General features: G+C 64.6%; 18 protein-coding genes. 9 read left to right on the top strand and 9 right to left on the bottom strand.

Annotated features, from left to right (window positions below; genetic code table 11):
- Positions 1–597, bottom strand: coding sequence for a TetR/AcrR family transcriptional regulator (locus tag IB277_RS09645; protein WP_034793250.1), 597 nt, complete (start codon positions 595–597; stop codon positions 1–3).
- Positions 598–767: 170 nt separating this feature from the next.
- Between IB277_RS09645 and IB277_RS09640 the strand changes: the two genes are divergently transcribed.
- On the top strand, positions 768–1175 hold the full coding sequence (locus IB277_RS09640) for a RidA family protein (RefSeq protein ID WP_034793253.1): 408 nt from the start codon (positions 768–770) through the stop codon (positions 1173–1175).
- Positions 1176–1202: 27 nt separating this feature from the next.
- On the opposite strand, the gene IB277_RS09635 is transcribed toward IB277_RS09640, so the two are convergent.
- Together IB277_RS09635 and IB277_RS09630 are read right to left on the bottom strand one after the other, a co-directional pair.
- Positions 1203–2060 (bottom strand): sigma-70 family RNA polymerase sigma factor, encoded by an 858-nt coding sequence (locus IB277_RS09635; protein ID WP_134887850.1) that lies wholly within the window; start codon positions 2058–2060, stop codon positions 1203–1205.
- Positions 2060–2530 (bottom strand): carboxymuconolactone decarboxylase family protein, encoded by a 471-nt coding sequence (locus tag IB277_RS09630; RefSeq protein ID WP_034793267.1) that lies wholly within the window; start codon positions 2528–2530, stop codon positions 2060–2062. The genes IB277_RS09635 and IB277_RS09630 overlap by 1 nt, the downstream gene beginning before the upstream one ends.
- 233 nt (positions 2531–2763) lie before the next feature.
- Here IB277_RS09630 and IB277_RS09625 point away from each other — a divergent pair, with 233 nt between their 5' ends.
- The 4 genes from IB277_RS09625 (at position 2764) to IB277_RS09610 (ending at position 7637) form a co-directional block, all read left to right on the top strand.
- Positions 2764–3690 carry a peptidoglycan-binding domain-containing protein gene (locus IB277_RS09625; RefSeq protein WP_034793270.1) on the top strand — a complete coding sequence of 309 codons (927 nt, stop codon included), beginning with the start codon at positions 2764–2766 and terminating at the stop codon, positions 3688–3690.
- A gap of 157 nt (positions 3691–3847) precedes the next feature.
- Positions 3848–4828, top strand: coding sequence for an ABC transporter substrate-binding protein (locus tag IB277_RS09620; RefSeq protein WP_110818638.1), 981 nt, complete (start codon positions 3848–3850; stop codon positions 4826–4828).
- 74 nt (positions 4829–4902) lie between these two features.
- Positions 4903–6609 carry an iron ABC transporter permease gene (locus IB277_RS09615; RefSeq protein WP_090294441.1) on the top strand — a complete coding sequence of 569 codons (1707 nt, stop codon included), beginning with the start codon at positions 4903–4905 and terminating at the stop codon, positions 6607–6609.
- On the top strand, positions 6597–7637 hold the full coding sequence (locus IB277_RS09610) for an ABC transporter ATP-binding protein (protein ID WP_110818637.1): 1041 nt from the start codon (positions 6597–6599) through the stop codon (positions 7635–7637). The genes IB277_RS09615 and IB277_RS09610 overlap by 13 nt, the downstream gene beginning before the upstream one ends.
- Before the next feature lie 12 nt (positions 7638–7649).
- Here IB277_RS09610 and IB277_RS09605 read toward each other — a convergent pair whose 3' ends face one another.
- On the bottom strand, positions 7650–7946 hold the full coding sequence (locus IB277_RS09605) for a hypothetical protein (RefSeq protein WP_063891143.1): 297 nt from the start codon (positions 7944–7946) through the stop codon (positions 7650–7652).
- 151 nt (positions 7947–8097) lie between these two features.
- Between IB277_RS09605 and IB277_RS09600 the strand changes: the two genes are divergently transcribed.
- The 4 genes from IB277_RS09600 (at position 8098) to IB277_RS09585 (ending at position 12055) form a co-directional block, all read left to right on the top strand.
- The gene (locus IB277_RS09600; protein ID WP_090294127.1) at positions 8098–8895 is read left to right on the top strand and encodes an aminoglycoside phosphotransferase family protein; all 798 of its coding nucleotides are present in this window, start codon (positions 8098–8100) and stop codon (positions 8893–8895) included.
- Positions 8896–9062: 167 nt separating this feature from the next.
- Entirely contained in the window at positions 9063–9671 is a 609-nt protein-coding gene (locus tag IB277_RS09595; RefSeq protein ID WP_034793282.1) for a glutathione S-transferase family protein, read from the top strand.
- A gap of 460 nt (positions 9672–10131) precedes the next feature.
- Complete coding sequence (ftsZ, locus tag IB277_RS09590; protein ID WP_034793296.1) at positions 10132–11172, top strand: cell division protein FtsZ; 1041 nt, start codon at positions 10132–10134, stop codon at positions 11170–11172.
- 82 nt (positions 11173–11254) lie between these two features.
- Entirely contained in the window at positions 11255–12055 is an 801-nt protein-coding gene (locus IB277_RS09585) for a nucleotidyltransferase domain-containing protein (RefSeq protein WP_309139225.1), read from the top strand.
- A 175-nt stretch (positions 12056–12230) separates the two neighbouring features.
- Here the strand turns inward: IB277_RS09585 and IB277_RS09580 are convergent, their stop codons facing one another.
- The 5 genes from IB277_RS09580 to IB277_RS09570 form a co-directional block, all read right to left on the bottom strand.
- Positions 12231–12623, bottom strand: coding sequence for a hypothetical protein (locus IB277_RS09580; RefSeq protein WP_192370959.1), 393 nt, complete (start codon positions 12621–12623; stop codon positions 12231–12233).
- A 482-nt stretch (positions 12624–13105) separates the two neighbouring features.
- The gene (locus tag IB277_RS38650; RefSeq protein WP_255380501.1) at positions 13106–13228 is read right to left on the bottom strand and encodes a hypothetical protein; all 123 of its coding nucleotides are present in this window, start codon (positions 13226–13228) and stop codon (positions 13106–13108) included.
- A gap of 416 nt (positions 13229–13644) precedes the next feature.
- Positions 13645–13776 (bottom strand): hypothetical protein, encoded by a 132-nt coding sequence (locus IB277_RS38645; RefSeq protein ID WP_255380500.1) that lies wholly within the window; start codon positions 13774–13776, stop codon positions 13645–13647.
- A gap of 240 nt (positions 13777–14016) precedes the next feature.
- Positions 14017–16314 (bottom strand): mechanosensitive ion channel family protein, encoded by a 2298-nt coding sequence (locus IB277_RS09575; RefSeq protein ID WP_143034193.1) that lies wholly within the window; start codon positions 16312–16314, stop codon positions 14017–14019.
- A gap of 227 nt (positions 16315–16541) precedes the next feature.
- Positions 16542–17315 (bottom strand): SDR family oxidoreductase, encoded by a 774-nt coding sequence (locus tag IB277_RS09570; protein ID WP_034793314.1) that lies wholly within the window; start codon positions 17313–17315, stop codon positions 16542–16544.
- Positions 17316–17420 lie beyond the last annotated feature (105 nt).

Here is a 17420-nt window from a genome sequence, read left to right as displayed (position 1 = left end):
TCAGCGCTCCGCCAGCAGGCCGGTGGCCATGGCGCGGAAGGCGTCGATCGCCTTCGGCAAGACCGCTTTCGGCTCGTCGCTGGCGGCGACCCAGAGGGCAGCGTTGAGGGCGGCACCGCTCAAGAGCCGCGCGGCCGCTTCCGGATCGACCGGCTTCAGCACGCCCTTGTCCAGCAGTTGCTCTACCGATCGCTTCGTCGCCAGCAGGCAACTGTTCTGGCTCGGCCATTTCGAGGGGTCGCCGAGCACGGCCGGGCCATCGAGCAGAACGATGCGCTGGACTTCGGGATCGAGCGCCATCTCGATATAGGCCGCCCCTTCGGCAAGCATCGCCTGCCAGTGGTCACCGGCTGCCGCATCTGCCCCGATCGCCTTGGCGCGGGCGGCCATCTCGCCGTCGATCTGCGTTACGACCGCGGCCAGGAGCCCGCGCTTGTCGCCGAAATTGTGATAGAGCGCGCCGCGCGTCAGCCCGACATCGGCGGTCAACTCATCCATCGAGGCCGCCGCATAGCCCTTTTCGGCAAAGGCCTTTCGGCCGGCCGAAATCAGCTTCGCGCGGTTTTCCTCCATCGTTTCCTGGCGGCTTCTGGCCATCATTGACCTCAAATTCAGATACGGCGCGTATATGGATTTGACATACGCGTCGTATTTCGCTATTTCAGATACGTTCCGTATATCAAATGAAGCGGGTTTTGTGAAGTTCTGCCTGAAACGGCAGCGCGCGCCCGTTTGCGCGCCCTCAATTTACGAGAAGGATCAGACCGATGACCAAACGCAACGCAATCTTTCCGGCAAATCGTCATGCGCTCTACGAGGCGCACGGCTACTCCGCGGCCATCCGGTCACAGGACCTGCTGTTCGTCTCGGGGCAGGTGGGGAGCCGTGAGGATGGCACCCCGGAGCCGGATTTCGAACGCCAGGTCGAACGCGCCTTCGACAATCTCGAAGCGACGCTCGCGGCAGCCGGCTGCAGCTTCGACGACATCGTCGATGTGACGACCTTCCACACCGACCCCGAACACCAGTTCGAGACGATCATGGCCGTCAAGAACCGGATCTTCAGCGAAAAGCCCTATCCCAACTGGACCGCCATCGGCGTCAACTGGCTCGCCGGTTTCGATTTCGAGATCAAGGTGATCGCGCGGATTCCGGCCGGCCAACTGGCCGCGTAGGTCATTGGGAACGTGGCAACCCGGGTTCTAGTGCAAATGCACCAGCTTGTCCGGGTTGCGCACGACGTAGATCGCCACGACCTTGCCGTTCTCGATCTCCAGCGCAGTCGTCTGCAGTTCGCCATCGGCCTCCCGGGTGACAAAGCCGGGCAGGCCGTTGATGAAGCCGGCGCGCACGAGCGTCGAGCCGTACTTGGCAAAGAGGGCGGCCAGTTGCGCGTGCACCTTCATCACAGCGTCGAAGCCGAGGATCGGCTGCAGGGCGGCCGGGCGCTTGCCGCCGCCGTCGGAATGTACGCTGACATCGGCTGCGAGCATGGAGCCAAGCGTTTTCATATCGCCGTGGCGGGAGGCGGCAAAGAAGGCGTTGGCGAGTTCCAGGCCGCGCTGCTGCTCGATCTGGAAGCGGGGGCGTTCCTCGCGCACATGGGTGCGGGCCCGGGCCGCAAGCTGGCGGCAAGCGGCGGCGTCGCGCTCGATCGTTGCCGCTACCTCATCGAAGCTCTGGCCGAAGACGTCGTGCAGCAGGAAGGCGGCACGCTCAAGCGGCGACAGCCGCTCGAGCGCCAGCATCAGGGGCAGGGTGACGTCGTCCTCCGGCTCCTCCTCGACGACCGGATCGGGAAGCCAGGGGCCGACATAGGTCTCGCGCTTCAGCCGCGCGGATTTCAATTGGTCGAGGCAGAGCCGCGTGACGGTGCGACGCAGGAACGCCTCCGGCTCGCGCACGGATGTGCGGTCGGCCCCCATCCAGCGGATGAAGGCCTCCTGCACCATGTCCTCCGCATCGGCGACCGAGCCGAGCATGCGGTAGGCGACCCGGACGAGCTTCGGACGCAGCGGGTCGAAAACCGCCGCTGCGTCCTCATAGGCGCTGTCCACCATCAGGCGGCAGCCTGGGCGGCGGCCTTGGCGGCGGCCGGATCGACCCAGAGGCCGAAGCCGACGGCCAGACGGTTCCAGCCGTTGATGACGTTGATCATCAGCGTGAGCTTCACCTGTTCCTCCTCGGTGAAATGGTCCTTCAGCGCCTGATAGGCCGCTTCATGGCCGTGGCCTTCCGAAAGCCGCGTCAGCGATTCTGTCCAGCCTAGCGCGGCGCGCTCGCGATCGGAATAGCAGGGCGCTTCGCGCCAGGCGGAAAGCAGGTAGATGCGCTGTTCCGTCTCGCCCTTTTCGCGGGCTTCCTGGGTGTGCATGTTGATGCAGTTGGCGCAGCCGTTGATCTGCGAGGCGCGGATTTTCACGAGTTCGATAATAGTGGCGTCAAGGCTCGCGGCAACGGCCATCGAGACACTGGTCCAGCTCTTCATCAGTTGCGGGGCAGCGGCGAAAAGGTCGATCTTGGCAGTCATGGTTCCGTTTCCTTTCGTTGGTTCCGATACCATGACGAGCGAGCGACGGCCGGTGTGACATGGCCGCGAATTTTTTTTGAAAACTCCAGTGTGGATTGTTTTGTGCGGAGCCGGCGCATGCCGCGCCGCACTAACCCGTTTGGATGACTATGCCGCATTCGGCCGATATGTGAGTGTAGCCTGGGGGATCCTTTATTGCAGGTGGTGGTGCCGAGTGCTTCGGGAGGTACTCAATGGCAGACGAATTCAATGCCGCACTCGATATTCCGTATGTCTTCGAGATCACCATTAACGACTTTGCGGCGCTGTGGCGGAAGCTGGAGAGGCGAAGCTTTGCGCTGAAGGCGCTTTTGCCTAACTGGTATGGCCAGCTCCAGGGAGAATTCGCAGCAAGCTTCGGCGCGCTCGATGCCTATGTCGGCCACGGCAGCGCGGTCATTCCCCGAAACGGCATGGAAAAGGCCGCTGTCGAGGCGGTAATCGCGACAATGCTGATGGGCCGACTCGGCATGGCCATTCGCGAGCTGGCCGTCGAGGCGGGCCAGGCCGCGACCCAAGAGGGCGCTCCCATCAAGGGCCGGCTTCACTATGGCAAGGACAACCGGATTATCGGTGTGGACAACGAGTATCTGCGCCGGGTGCTCGATCCGGCCGAGGACTATCAGGCCGCCGGCTGCGTCTTCGAGGTGCTCGGCTATTCGCCGAGCAGTCCCTTTTCCATGACGTCGAGGATCGCCTCGATGATGCTGCTCTTCAACCGTGGCATGGCGCCCTTGAGCGGCCGGCCGGTCGAGTACAACGTCATCCTGAAGACGATGCACGCCTTCATCGCTGCGGAGAACCTCGGCTATGTCATGACCTTCGAGCACCGCAACACCAATGACGACCTGTCGATCTTCACCACCAACGAATTCAACAAGCTGACCATCCAGTCGGCGGAGGGCGACCTTCGCCTCATTCAGAAATACCTGAAGGCCATCGGCTTCTATTTTGGCGATGTCGACAATGCGCTCGGACCGGAGTTCGAGGTCGCTGCCCGAAATTTCGCGCGCGTCTACAGGCTGGACCACTATGCGCACTACAGTGACCGCGAGTTCCTCTACACACTGGCCAATGCCTATGTGCTCCACCGCAGCCAGATGTCGACGGGCGCGCGCTAAAGCTCATCGCGTGAAGCACGTCGTCGCCGCAAAACCGTTGCACACATTTGCGCGACCTGCATCGGGGGCCACAGATCGCGCGTCCCCCGGTTCTGTCATACCCCTGTAAAAGGGTGGCCCTATCCCTCGGCGCCAGTTTCAACACGAGGGTGTATCCATGAAATCGTTTGTCTCCGTCCTTGCCGGCGCTGTTGTCGCAGGCCTGCTTTCGACCGCGGCCTATGCCGAGAGCCTGGTGCTCTATACCAGCCAGCCGAACGAGGATGCGCAGGCGACGGTCGACGCGTTCCAGGCCGCCAATCCCGGCATCGAGGTGGAATGGGTGCGCGAGGGCACGACCAAGATCATGGCCAAGCTGATGGCAGAGATCGAGGCCGGCAATCCGGTGGCCGACGTGCTGCTCATCGCCGACACCGTGACCATGCAGCGGCTGAAGGAAGCAGGCCATCTCGCCGACTACAAGTCGCCTGAAGCGGCAAACTACGACGCGGCACTCTATGATGCGGACGGCGCCTATTACTCCACCAAGATGATCACGACCGGCATCGTCTATAACACCTCCGCCGCCATGAAGCCTGAAGGCTGGCAGGATCTCAGCAAGCCGGAGGCCAAGGGCCTCGTCACCATGCCGAGCCCGCTGACCTCGGGTGCGGCTCTCATTCACGCTCAGACCCTGACCGGCATTGATGGCCTCGGCTGGGACTATTACAAGGCGCTCGCCGAGAACGGTGCTACGGCTGCCGGCGGCAATGGCGGCGTCTTGAAGGCGGTTGCGACCGGCGAGAAGGCCTATGGCATGCTCGTCGATTTCATGGCGATCCGCGAGAAGGCCAAGGGCGCGCCGGTGGAATTCGTCTTCCCGGCCGAGGGCGTGTCTGCCGTGACCGAGCCCGTCGGCATCCTGAAGACCGCCAAGAACGTCGAGGCGGCGAAGAAGTTCGTCGACTTCCTGCTGTCCGAGGAAGGCCAGAAGACGGCGGTGAAGATGGGCTATATCCCGGCCCGCAACGGCGTGGCGCTGCCTGCGGGCTATCCGGCCCGCGAGACGATCAAGGTGCTGCCGGTCAATGCGGCCGAGGCCGTGAAGAACTCCGACGCGGATCTCAAAACCTTCTCCGGCATCTTCGGTACGAACTGATCCCGGGAATGCTTGAACGCAACGATGCGCGCAGCCGGCCCCGCTGGCTGCGCCTTTCCTTTCACGGCCGGACGATGGGCGCGCCCAAGGTGCGGGCAGGGGCGAGCCCCGCCGCCGAGCCGCGCTGGCTGGTGCCCTTCGTTCTCGGCTGCCTGTTTCTCCTCTGCCTGCTGCCGCTCTTCAGCCTGGCGAAGGCCGGCTTTGCCGGGCTTATTTCGGGCCGGTCGATTGGCGTGCTCACGGAACCTGCAACCTTTGCCGCCATCCGCAACACGCTGATAACCGCGACCGGCGGCATGGTCGTCTCCGTTGTCATCGGCGCGCTCTTCGCCTTCTCGGTGGCGCTGACGGATGTGCGCGGCAAGCTTGCGCTCAGCTTTGCCTTCATGCTGCCGATGATGATCCCGCCGCAGGTGACGGCGCTTGCCTGGGTGGAGATGACCGGGCCGGCGAGCCCGCTGTTAAAGACGCTCGGGATTGCGCCGCCGCTCGGCAGCCCGCAGCCGCTCTATTCGCTGGCAGGCATTTCGCTGCTTCTCGGCGTCCAGCATGCGCCGCTGGTTTTCCTGGCGCTGAAAGCCGGGCTTTCCGCCACGCCGCGCGACGGGGTGGAGGCGGCACGGCTTGCCGGGGCCACGCCATTCCGTGTCTTTCGCGACATCGTCGCGCCGCTGTCGCTGCCGGGACTGATTGCCGGTGCGGCGATCGCCTTCGTCTCCGGCGTCGGCAATTTTGGCATTCCGGCGATCCTCGGCATTCCCGCGGGCATCGAGGTGCTGCCGACCCTGATCTATACGCGGCTCGCCAGCTTCGGCGCCGGCACCTTCGGCGAGATCGCGCTGCTCTCCAGCCTCATCGCCATGATCGCGGCTGCCGGGCTGATCCTGCAGCAGAAGGCGCTTGTCGGCAGGGATTACCGCATCATCGGCCTTTCCGGGTCGAATGCCGCCTTTTCGCTCGGCCGCTTCCGCCCGGTCGTCGAGCTGGTCCTCGTGGCGATCCTGCTTCTCGTGCTGGTCGCACCGCTCGCCGCTCTTGTCGCGAGCTCGCTGGTGCCGGCCTATGGCGTGCCGCTCAACCTTCAGACGGTGTCGCTGCGCGCTTACGAAGAAATTCTCTTCCGCCAGTCGATGACGCTGAAGGCGCTTGGCAATTCGATGTTCCTTGCAGCAACGGCCGCATTCGGCCTGCTCGCCGTCTCGGTGCCCGCGGCCTATCTCATGACGCGGCGCAAGGGGTGGCTTGCCAATACGCTCGGCATCCTCATCGAGATCCCCTATGCGCTGCCGGGCATCGTGTTGGCCGTCGCCTTCATCCTTACCTTTGCCGCACCTCTGCCGATCCTCAAGGTCTCGCTCTATGGCACCATCTGGATCATCCTGGTTGCCTACTTCTCCTCGTTCCTCGCCGTCAGCCTCAAGCCGGTGATGAGTGCTTTCCTGCAGATGGACCCATCGCTGGAAGAGGCGGCGCGTCTCGCCGGTGCTGGCTTCTTCAGGCGGATGTCCGACGTGATCCTGCCCTTGGTAGCGCCGGCCGCGGGTGCGGCGATCATCCTCGTCTTCCTGATTGCCGCCAATGAGCTGACGGTCTCGGCGCTGCTCTGGTCGGCCGGCACCCAGACACTCGGTGTCGCCATCTTCAATCTCGACGACAGCGGCTCGTCGGACCTGGCCGCAGCCCTTTCCGTGCTCGTGGTCGTCATGGTCGTCATGCTGATGGCCGCGCTCGAGGCTCTCGCAAACTATCTCCCGGAAGGCGTGCTGCCGTGGCGCAACTGATCCTCAATCACGTCACCAAGCATTTCGGCGGCGGCCGGCCGGCGGTTTCCGATGTGTCGCTGACCGTGCGGGAAGGCGGCTTCCTGGCGCTGCTCGGGCCTTCCGGCTGCGGCAAGACGACGGTGCTGCGCATGATCGCCGGCTTCGAGCAGCCCAGCGATGGATCGATCGATTTTGGCGAAAGACGGCTTTCGGATGCTGCACGGGCGCTGCCGCCGGAGCGACGCAACATGGCGATGGTGTTCCAGTCCTATGCGCTCTGGCCGCATATGACGGTGGCCGAAAATGTCGGCTATCCGCTGAAGGTCCGCGGCATTTCAGGCTCGGCGTGGCAAAGGAGCGTCGCCGATGCTCTGGCGTTGGTAAAGCTCACCGACTATGCCGACCGCCGGCCGGCAGCCCTTTCCGGCGGCCAGCGCCAGCGCGTGGCGCTCGCCCGCTGCCTGGTGACCTCACCGGATGTCGTGCTGCTCGACGAGCCGCTCGCCAATCTCGACCAGCACTTACGCAAGTCGATGGAGGAGACCTTCCGCATCTTCCACGAGCGCTCGGGCGCGACGATGATCTATGTGACGCACGACCAGGCGGAAGCCATGGCGCTCGCAACCGATGTCGCCGTCATGCACGAGGGGCGGCTGATGCAGATGGCGCAGCCGGCCGAGATCTACGCAAGACCCGAAGGCGCCGTCGTCGGCGGCCTGATCGGCCGTGGCTCGGTGCTCAAGCTCGCCGTGCCGGAGGGCATGCCGCGGGCGATGGATTGGCCAACGCTGCGGTCAGCGCTTGCCGGCGTCGGCATGGAAGGCGCAGGCGATGGCGCCGTGCGCGACGTCCTCGTGCGCCCGGAACATGTGCGCCACGACGGCGAGGGCATGGCGCTCCGCGTCGTCTCCTGCGTGTTCGAAGGCGAGCGTTTTGCCCTGACCTTGGCTTTGCCGGACGGTCAGTCATTGAAGGCCTATGGCGACAGGGCGATCATGCCGGGAGACACGGCGCGCTTCGTGATGAGCCAGGGGTGGCGGCTCTAGGCCGGGTTGGCGTCAGTCGCAATCGGGTTTGTCGAGTTCGACCTCGAACTGGCGCGGGCCGACAACGCCAGGCTTTGCCGGCAGACCGACGATCCTTGCGATCACCGTGCATTTGCCGGCGACGACGGCATAACGGTCGCGGCCCTGGCTGATGACCTTGTCGATCGGGTGTTTGGGAACGGCGACGGCGACCGCGTTGATGACCGCGTTCAGTTCGCGGGCACGCTGAAAATTCGGCGCAAGGGCGGCATTGGCCTGACCAGTGGCAAGGACGAGGACGAGGCAGGCGACGGCGGATCGGGCGAACATGGCAAGCTCCTGTTTGGAAGAGGCAAGCATGATCGCCCGGCAGATTCAAGGACAGCGATCGGCCGGGCCGTCGATGGGAACGGTTCGTTGACAGGGGGTGATCCGAAGACGATCCTCGGCCAGCTTCGCCTCCAGCCTCTCGAACGGTCCGATGACATCCGAAACGCCGATACAGGAAACGCCGCTTGCGGGCGGGAACGTCAATGCCGGCGTCGTGCGCGTGGGCGATACGGTGCGCCGCGCCACGCGCCCTGAGAGCGCGACCGTTCACCGGCTGCTCCTCCGTCTCGAGGCAAAGGGCTTTGCGGGATCGCCTCGGTTCCTGGGCCTCGACGGCCAGGGGCGAGAGATGCTGAGCTTTATTGAAGGCGATGCCGGTGTCTCTTCCGACATCTGGCTTTGCGAGGATGCGCTGATTGCCGCAGGGCGGCTGCTTCGCGCCTATCATGACGCGACGGCCGAATTCGGCTTCGGCGCGGCGGATCGCTGGGCCTTTAGATATCCGGATCGGCGTCGATGGGAGGTCATTTGCCACAATGATTTTGCGCCGTACAATCTCGTTTTTCGGGCCGGCGAACCGGTGGGGATCATCGACTTCGATCTCGCCGGTCCCGGGCCGCGGCTGCGAGACCTTGCCTATCTCGCCTATTGGACCGTGCCGCTTTCCTTCCATTCCGATGACTTGAAGGCCGCGGCGCTGGCGGATCTCGATGATGGCAGCCGGCGGCTGAAACGGCTGTGCGCGACCTACGGTCTTGCCTCGGACGATGCGTTGCTTGGGATGGTCGCCGATGTGCTCGGGCATATGGGCGACGAGGCGGCGATGCTGGCAATGATCGGCGCGGCCGCGACCGAGCGGCTGAAACGGGACGGGCATCTCGATCACTGGCGGCGAGAGCGGGACGCCTTCGAGCGCTATAGGACACTATTGTCCCGAAACCTTGTCTGACGACCGGCGAAGCGGCAGGGCAAGCCGATAGCGCTCGCGAAAAAGAATTCTTGCCTACCGAAATAAACCATTGAGTTAAATGAAACTGGTTGTTATAAACAACCGGTGTTCCGCTTTTATGCGGTTGAGGAGGAACGGGGCGGTCGCCTCATCGACAGGAGGATAAGATGAAGCTTTATCAGGGCATGGGACCGAATTCGTATCGCGTGCGCATCTTCATGGCGGAGAAGGGGATCTCGCTGCCGATGGTGGATGTCGATTTCGCCAAGGGCGAGCACAAGGCGCCGGAGTTTCTCGCGGTCAATTCGCTCGGTCAGATCCCGGTGCTGGAACTCGACGACGGCACTGTTATCACCGAGAGCGTCGCGATCTGCCGCTATCTCGAGGAGACCACGCGCGAGCCGCAGCTCTTCGGCCATGACGCCGTCAGCCGCGCCAAGGTGGAGATGTGGAACCGGCGCGCCGAACTGGTGATCCTCGGCACCGTCGGCAATGTGGCGCTGCATTCGGACGCGTTCTTTGCCGAGCGGCTGACGCAGTTTCCGGCCTTTGCCGAGACCGAGCGGGCGGCGGTGCCGCAGAAATGGGGCTGGCTCGACGATGAGCTCTCGGATGGAAGGCCGTTCCTGGCAGGCGACGAATTCTCGATCGCCGACATCACCGCAGGGGTCACCGCCTGGCTCTGCGAGGTCTTCGGCATGGAAATCCCGGCTTCCGCAAAAAACGTCCAGCGCTGGCTGGAGCGGGTACGTTCGCGGCCGAGTTTTGAGGCCTAAGGGACAGCCTGTGGCAGGGGCGGTTTCGCGCAGTCTTAGGGTGGCGAGATCGGCCCCTCATGCGGCCTGCCGGCCACCTTCTCCCCGTTGTCGCGGGGAGAAGGTGGGACGTGGCGCCCGCTCGTTCCTTCGGCCAATGTGGCAGCCGCGTTGAGCGTCGGCAGGTCTCGACGTGGGGGCCAGCCGTCATCCGCGTTCCCTCTCCCCGCAGGCGGGGAGAGGGTCAGGGTGAGGGGATGGCATGCGCTATAGCATTGATTATTTTGTAGATTTCTCCATTCTGCCGACGAAACCCAACGGCCGGATTCTCGCCTCTGCGCCCCCGCTAAAATTCATATGTGGATAGGCGCGTCGCCCTTTTTGCTTGCCTTCTCCATGGCTTTTTTCAATTCCTAAAATACAAGCTGCCCGATTCGCCGCTGCCGGGCGCCTGCAAGGCGCTGGCTCTAGGAGACAAGCCATGACCGATTTCAAGAAGCCCACGATCACCGAAATGCGCCCGAAGATCACCGTGATCGGGGTCGGCGGCGGTGGCGGCAACGCCATCAACAACATGATCAACGAAGGGCTTCAGGGCGTCGATTTCGTGGTCGCCAACACCGACGCGCAGGCGCTCGCCATGTCGAAGTCGTCGCGCATCATCCAGCTCGGCGCCGCCGTGACCGAAGGCCTCGGCGCGGGCTCCCTGCCGGATGTCGGCCGGGCGGCGGCGGAAGAATCGATCGACGAGATCATGGATCACCTCGGCGGCACGCATATGTGCTTCGTCACCGCCGGCATGGGCGGCGGTACCGGCACGGGCGCGGCCCCAGTAATTGCGGCGGCGGCACGCAAGGCCGGCATCCTTACGGTCGGCGTCGTCACCAAGCCCTTCAGCTTCGAAGGCAAGCGCCGCATGGAAACGGCCGAGCAGGGCATCGAGCGGCTGCGCGAGGCGGCCGATACCGTCATTGTCATCCCCAACCAGAACCTCTTCCGCATCGCTGACGCCAAGACCACCTTTGCCGATGCCTTCGTGATCGCCGACCGGGTGCTCTATTCGGGCGTTGGCTGCATCACCGACCTGATCGTCAAGGAAGGCCTGATCAACCTCGACTTCGCCGACGTGAAATCTGTCATGAAGGGCATGGGCCGGGCGATGATGGGCACCGGCGAGGCGACCGGCGAGGGCCGCGCGCTGAAGGCGGCCGAAGCTGCGATCGCCAACCCGCTGCTCGACGAAGTGTCGATGCGCGGCGCCCGCGGCGTGCTGATCTCGATCTCCGGCGGCATGGACATGACGCTGTTCGAGGTGGACGAAGCCGCGACCCGCATCCGCGAAGAGGTCTATGACGAAGCCGACATCGTCGTCGGTTCGATCTTCGACCGTACGCTCGACGGTACCTTCCGCGTGTCCGTCGTTGCGACCGGCCTCGACGGCGCGCGCTCATCCGCCAACCCGGCCGGTGCCGCCGTCGGCCAGCCGGCGGCAGAACCTGCACCGACCCGCACGCTGCAATAGCATACGCATCCATCGCCTGCTTCAAGGACCCTCCCGATGTGATGACGCCATATCGGGAGGGTCCTTGCGTTTGGAGGCTCGAATGAGCGACGAGGGTGTGCCCGCCGATGAGGCGGCAAAGCACGCGCCAGCGGCACCAGGCCGTGCGGCGAGAGCGGTGATGGCGGCTGAGGCGGTGCTCGCGGAACGCTTTCCGCAGGCGATCTTTGCGATCGTCGCGGGCTCGATCCTGCGCGGCGAGGGTACGCAGACCTCGGATATCGACCTGGTGGTGCTGCACGAGGCCCTGCCGGCCGCCTGGCGGGAAAGCTTCCATTTCGACGATTTTCCGATCGAGGCCTTCGTGCACGACTTCGAGACGCTCAACTGGTTTGTCGACCAGGATATGGCGGGCGGTTGCCCGGTGCTTGCGGACATGGTGGCGGGCGGCGTTGCTATCGGGCCTGAGCGGGCGCGTGCCGAAGCGCTTCAGGCCGGGGCGCAACAGCGCCTGGAACGAGGGCCGGCGCCGCTGACGCCTGAGATACGCGACGGACTACGCTACCAGATCACCGATCTGGTGGATGATCTGCGCGATGCACGCCCGGCCGCCGAGATCCGCGCCATTGCCGCCGAACTGACGAAGCCGCTCGCCGATCTGATGCTGCTTGGCCGCGGGCGATGGTCTGGGCGCGGCAAATGGCTGCCGCGGTTGCTCGTCCGGGCGGACGCGTCGCTTGCCGAACGCTTCGACACGGCATTGCGCCACGCGGGCGCAGGACAGGCAGCAGAGCTGATCCGGCTTGCCGAACTGGAACTGGCGCCGCATGGCGGGCCGTTGTTTGCCGGCGACCGCCGAACCGCGCCGCCGGATGCCCGGCGTTCGGGTCTTCTCGCGCAGTGAATGCGCCGGCTCGTGGGATGGCCGCCTCCGATGCCTTGGGCGCGGATGGGGACATGATCTGTTTGCGAGGAACCGCCGGGACGCTTCAACACGAGCGCCGGCGCCCGCAGGGCTGACGGCCAAGTTCTGGGTGAGCCAACAGCTACGGCGAGTGCAGAGGCGAGGCCTTTGGCCTTCACTTGCTGCGCGGAGGGCGTGGCTCCCGGCGCTCAGCCTCCTCGACCACGGAGAATGGAAGCTCCTCGTACATCGAGCGGTTGAATTCGGCGCAGGTTAGCCTGCCATCGATGAACACTTTGAAGTAGCGCCGGCAGACGTCCTCCGCCATTTCTTTCCGGCTGGAATAGGGCGTTCCCTCAAGCGCATTGTCCTTCAGGTCGGGCAGGTACTCCGATACGCATGCCTCTACATATTGCCGCTGCGCGCCCGGGCGCTTGCGCAACGCGGAGATCGTCCACTCATATTTGGAATAGCTCATATATTGCTCGGTTCGCGGCGCGAACAGGACGATGGCGATTGCGCACAGCAGAGCGACAAACATGCCGCCGGCGACGAGACGAAAGTCCATCTATTCAATCGTATAAATTGTTGCCCATGCCTATGTAAGACAACTTTAGCGGTTAGCAAGAGGCGCGCTTACGCGTCGAGTGGTTTCACGAAATGTTCCTCCCCCATTTGGGGGAGGAGGCTACGGGAAAACCACTTTCGTGCTTGGACCGTTCTCCCATCGTTCGGTGTCTATTAGAGGTTGCGAAATTGGGCGCTCCCAATTGCGCCCTCGGCCGGAGCGGGGACGGGCGGGCAGGGCACGATCGGTGGCGGGGCTATGTCGCTGCGCCTGCGGGGCAGCTGCCAGAGACGCCTGGGATGGAAACGGTAACGGTCGGCGGGTCACGACCGATGTCCTTCGCGCCGACTGGACAAAGGCAATCCCTGTGGTGGCGCTTCGAGCGCGAGTGCCGTCTTCAGCCAGAGATGGGGAGAATGGAGAGGTGTCGCGCCGGGCCGGAGCATCGTTCTGCTACCGGCAGCGCGATCAGCGGGAGGTTCTTAAAGGGCGGCCAGCTGTTCGGCTGTTGCAACGATCTGCGTGTTGCCAAGCGAATGATCGGCATATTTGAACACCAGGATGCTCATGACTGAGGCGACAAGGGCTACCAGGATGATGCGCATGGCGTTGCTCCGACTTCCTTCTTGCCTGGCCTTGATCCTTCGTTGCGCCGGGCGGTGATCGATCCGGAAGCCCTGTGCTTTCCGGTCAAAGGCCTTCCGGCCTTTTGTTGAACCTGTTCTAGCAAATGGGCGGGGCCGACTATTGTTCCCGTGGGGACAGCGGGAAATCGCGGAGGCATGCAGCTTTTCGGTGTGCTCCAGCCCGTCCTGGGCCGGAGATTTCCCCGGGGAGCTACACGCCGTGTTGAAGCGGTAGCGCGAGAACGACGGATCGGAGTTGCGGCCGGCCACCGAGAAGTTCAACGGGCGGCTGAAGCGGCGCAGCCGTGTGAATTCGGACGCGTGAGGAGCGCTTCGCATCTCCTCGGGCTTCTGGACCTTCGATGTCGATTTGAAGAGATGGCCGCCGAACGGCTCTACAGGCCGAGGATCCAGAAGACGACGCCGAACAGCACGATGAATGCGCCGACGGCCAGCAGGAAGCGGGCCATGCCGGTGTTGGTATCCTTCGTGCCGACGAGACAGTACCAGAGGTGATCGTTATCCATTCCTGACGCTCCATCGAAAGGCGCTGCTGCCGCGCCCGCGCGACCCACCATACACGCAAAGGTCGTCGCGGCGCGTGGAATGATTGCGTGTCTTCGCCGCCGGACCGAGATCGGTGGAGGACGCGTGCCGTTGGCGGACGTTGTCACGTCCCAGCTCGGTTGCTCAAGGACAGGGTGGGGCAGGTTGCGTCTCGCGGCAGCTACGGCATGTCCATGCCGCTGTCGCCATCGACTGCCTGCTTATCCCTCCGCCTCCGCCGTTTCGGCCGCTGCCGGCTTTTTCGCCAGCGCCAGGTTGGCGGCGGCCGCTTCCGCCTCGGCTGCACCGGCAGCGCCGGAGCGCACGGTGACGGCGTTGGAGGCGAGGTCGAGGCCGGCTTCGCGCAGCGCCGGCAGCAGGCGCTTCATCGACTCGCGCTGCAGGATGCTGGGGTTGCCGGGGCGGGCGGTGAACTTGAGGCGCACGACGAGCGAGTTTTCGGTGACGTCCTGGATGCCTTGCATCTTCAAGGGCACCAGGAATTCGCCGCCGATCTCGGGATCCTCCAGCATGGCAAGGCCGACCTTCTTGATGGTCTTGCGGATTTTCTCGGGGTCGGCATCGCGCTCGAATTTCAACTCGAACTTCACCGTGCTCCAGTCGCGGCTGAAATTGGTGACCGCCTGAAGCTGGCCATAGGGGATCGTGTGGATCTGGCCGTTCTGGTGGCGCAGCCGGAGCGAGCGCAGCGAGATGCGCTCGACCGTGCCCTTGAGCTTGCCGGTATCGACATATTCGCCGACGCGGAAGGCATCGTCGGCGATGAAGAAGATGCCGGAGACGACGTCCTTCACCAGCGTCTGCGAGCCGAAGGAAAGGGCGAGACCCAGCACGCCGAAGCCGGCGATCAGCGGCGCAATATTGATGCCGAGTGCGGAAAGGATGACAAGGCTGGTGACGGCGAAGATACCGCCGAAGATGAGGTTGCGGACGAGCGGCAGGATGGTCGAAATCCGGCTTTGCTGGTGGACCACCGTATCGTCCTCGCTGTCGCCGGGCAAAGCGAGGCGGGCGGTGGGCGCGAAGGCCTCGAAGCTCTTCCAGAGGAAACTGCAGATCACCCAGCTCGCGACCACCGCAAGGCTGATGCGCTCGAGGATGACGATCCAGCCGATGGCACCGGCCGTATCATGCTGGACGAGCACCGGGCGCCAGAGCGTGATGATCAGATGCAGGCCGATCAGCCAGATGGCGCCGGCAAGCGCCGTCTGGACGCTGCCCGAAATCGCCGCGTGCAGCGCGTGGGAGGCCGGCGTGCGCCGGCGCTCGGCGGCAGCCCCCGCCAGCGAATGGATGCCGAAGGCAAGGATCGGAAGCGCGAGCAGAATGATCTGTGTCGTGCCGCCGGCAAAGCTCCAGGCGGCGCTGTTCGGGCTGCCGGCAACGATGACGCTCATCAGCCAGAGCACGATGGCGCTTGCCGCATAGAATTCGGGCACGCCGAAGGCGATGGCGCGGCGCACCGGGCCTGGGTTTTCACCGGCAAACACCGTGCGGATATCGCCGGCGCCGGCGATGAACCAATAGAGTTTCAACAGCGTCAACAGGGTCACGCCGATCAACAGCCAGCCATCGGTCGCAGCGTTCTCCAGTCCGCGCTGGTGGGCAAAGCGCAGGCTGGCGCCGAGGATGGCGCCGATCGCCCCATAGGCGGTCAGCATGTTGGCGTGGAAGCGCGGGTGGGCGATATCGAGCAGGCGGATCTCGGGCCGCGTCGGCGCAAACAGGAAGCGGGCGCCGACCGCATACACCACGGAGGCGAGGGCGATGGTGATGAGGGCGTGGGCGAGTTCGGCAGAGGCAGTGGCCGGCGTCAGGAACAGGCGGGCAACGGCATGAGCGGCCACGGCGAAGATCGCCAGATAGGCGATGTCGAAGCCAAGCCGGATCAGCGAGGCGCGCATGCGGTGGAGCAGATCGACCACTTCGAACGAGGCGCCGAACAGCCGGTGGATGAGGAGCCGGCTGGCAAAGGCGGCGGCAAGGCCGGCTGCGACGGCGAGCAGGGCCACGGCTGTTACCGAAACCACCGACCAGCCCTCGGCGCGGATGCCTGCCGCAACGTCAGCCATCACCCCGGCGATGCCGGACATACCGGCAACGCCCATCTGCAAGCCATTGACAAAACGAGCGGAAAGCGTGTCGAGCGTGTCCGGCTGATCGGGCGAGGACGTTGGTTCAGGCGTCGTGGTTGCGGGTGCAGCCTGATGCGTGGCCGCACCCCCCGACGCGGGCGCCGGTGCCGCGACGCCAGCGCCAGCGGGCGTCGGCGTTTCGCCCGAGGCCTGCGCCGCAGCGTCGCGCCACTCGACGGTCACCGACCCGCCGGCCTTGGCGGCGGCGCGCAAGGTCTCCTCGATCTCGGCAGCACTCTGGCCGGGTGTGAGGATCACGGTGACCGGCGGAGGCGTCGTCTCGGCGAGTGCAGGCAGGGCGAGGGTCAGGACGAGAACGAGGCCCGCCAGCAGATGGCGGCAGAGGAGGTGGAAACGCAGCATGAAATTCATCCATCAAAATCGGTTGTCCGCCCTGCGGCCTTGCCCATCACATTACATAACGTTCTAAAATTCCAATCGAATTTTGTGGGGCGGGATGGGGACAGGGCCGCCGCTCACCAAGGGTTGCCCTGCGCCGAAGCTGCCCCCTCACTGTCTTGCCGGACATCTCTCCCCGCCAAGCGGGGAGAGAGACGCTGGGCGGACGCTCCGGTGCCAGGTCCTCCGGCCTACTTCGTCGTGTAGCCGCCATTCACCAGGATCGTCTGGCCGGTCATCCACCAGCCGTCGGAGACGAGGAAGCGGATGTAGGGGACGATGTCCTCGATGTCGGTGAGGCCGGTCCTGGAGAAGGCCGAAAGGGCCGATGCGGTTTTGTGATAGGCGACGGCGTCGGCGCCTTCGGCCGGGTAGAAGAAGGGCGTATCCATCGGGCCGGGTCCAATCGCGGTCACGGAGATGCCGCGCGCGCCGAACTCCTTGGCTGCTGCCCGGGTGAAGTGCTCCACCGGCGCCTTGGTGCCGGCATAGGCCGCATAGAAGGGCGTGAAGGCGCCGAGCAGCGAGGTGACCAGCGTGCAGACCTTGCCGTTGTCGCTGACGTGCCTGCCGGCCTCGCGCAGGAAGAAGAATGCGGACTTCGAATTGACCGCGCTCATCTCGTCGTATTCGGCCTCGGTGATCTCGACGAAGGGCTTTTTCAGCACCTTGCCGACGGTGTTGACGGCGATGTCGATGCTGCCGAGCGCCGCCTTGGCGTCGGCAAAGAGCTTTTCGACATTGGCGGCGCTGGTGAGATCGCCGGAGAAGGCGTGGGCCGCGGCACCGGTCGCCTTGATCGCCGCCACGGTTTCATCGGCTGCCGCCTTCGTCGCCGCGCTGTTGTAATGGATCGCGACGCCACGGGCGCCGTGTGCGGCAAGATCGCGTGCGAGCAGGCCGCCGAGGTTCTTCGCGCCGCCGGCGATGAGGGCGGTTTTGCCGTTGATGCTGTGGTCTGCCATGGGTTTCTCCTGTTGTGCGCCTGATGGCGGATGCTTTCGTTCGGCGGGCGGGGCTACGCATTTGCCCGAAATCGCCCCGCTCTCCGGTACGGGCCGCCTGTGCGA

This window comes from Ensifer sp. ENS07, from assembly GCF_014852185.1.
GTDB lineage: Bacteria > Pseudomonadota > Alphaproteobacteria > Rhizobiales > Rhizobiaceae > Ensifer > Ensifer adhaerens.
Note: the sequence above shows the minus strand (reverse complement) of the source record. Positions and strands in the feature narration are given on the sequence as shown.

Bases quoted from the DNA above. Each gene is read 5' to 3' on its own strand.
- IB277_RS09640 (WP_034793253.1), top strand. From the start codon at position 768: ATGACCAAACGCAACGCAATCTTTCCGGCAAATCGTCATGCGCTCTAC.
- IB277_RS09645 (WP_034793250.1), bottom strand. From the start codon at position 597: ATGGCCAGAAGCCGCCAGGAAACGATGGAGGAAAACCGCGCGAAGCTG.
- IB277_RS09630 (WP_034793267.1), bottom strand. From the start codon at position 2,530: ATGACTGCCAAGATCGACCTTTTCGCCGCTGCCCCGCAACTGATGAAG.
- IB277_RS09615 (WP_090294441.1), top strand. From the start codon at position 4,903: ATGGGCGCGCCCAAGGTGCGGGCAGGGGCGAGCCCCGCCGCCGAGCCG.
- IB277_RS09635 (WP_134887850.1), bottom strand. From the start codon at position 2,060: ATGGTGGACAGCGCCTATGAGGACGCAGCGGCGGTTTTCGACCCGCTG.
- IB277_RS09595 (WP_034793282.1), top strand. From the start codon at position 9,063: ATGAAGCTTTATCAGGGCATGGGACCGAATTCGTATCGCGTGCGCATC.
- IB277_RS09580 (WP_192370959.1), bottom strand. From the start codon at position 12,623: ATGGACTTTCGTCTCGTCGCCGGCGGCATGTTTGTCGCTCTGCTGTGC.
- IB277_RS09625 (WP_034793270.1), top strand. From the start codon at position 2,764: ATGGCAGACGAATTCAATGCCGCACTCGATATTCCGTATGTCTTCGAG.
- IB277_RS09570 (WP_034793314.1), bottom strand. From the start codon at position 17,315: ATGGCAGACCACAGCATCAACGGCAAAACCGCCCTCATCGCCGGCGGC.
- IB277_RS09605 (WP_063891143.1), bottom strand. From the start codon at position 7,946: ATGTTCGCCCGATCCGCCGTCGCCTGCCTCGTCCTCGTCCTTGCCACT.
- IB277_RS09585 (WP_309139225.1), top strand. From the start codon at position 11,255: ATGAGCGACGAGGGTGTGCCCGCCGATGAGGCGGCAAAGCACGCGCCA.
- IB277_RS09575 (WP_143034193.1), bottom strand. From the start codon at position 16,314: ATGCTGCGTTTCCACCTCCTCTGCCGCCATCTGCTGGCGGGCCTCGTT.
- IB277_RS38645 (WP_255380500.1), bottom strand. From the start codon at position 13,776: ATGGATAACGATCACCTCTGGTACTGTCTCGTCGGCACGAAGGATACC.
- ftsZ (WP_034793296.1), top strand. From the start codon at position 10,132: ATGACCGATTTCAAGAAGCCCACGATCACCGAAATGCGCCCGAAGATC.
- IB277_RS09620 (WP_110818638.1), top strand. From the start codon at position 3,848: ATGAAATCGTTTGTCTCCGTCCTTGCCGGCGCTGTTGTCGCAGGCCTG.
- IB277_RS38650 (WP_255380501.1), bottom strand. From the start codon at position 13,228: ATGCGCATCATCCTGGTAGCCCTTGTCGCCTCAGTCATGAGCATCCTG.
- IB277_RS09600 (WP_090294127.1), top strand. From the start codon at position 8,098: ATGACATCCGAAACGCCGATACAGGAAACGCCGCTTGCGGGCGGGAAC.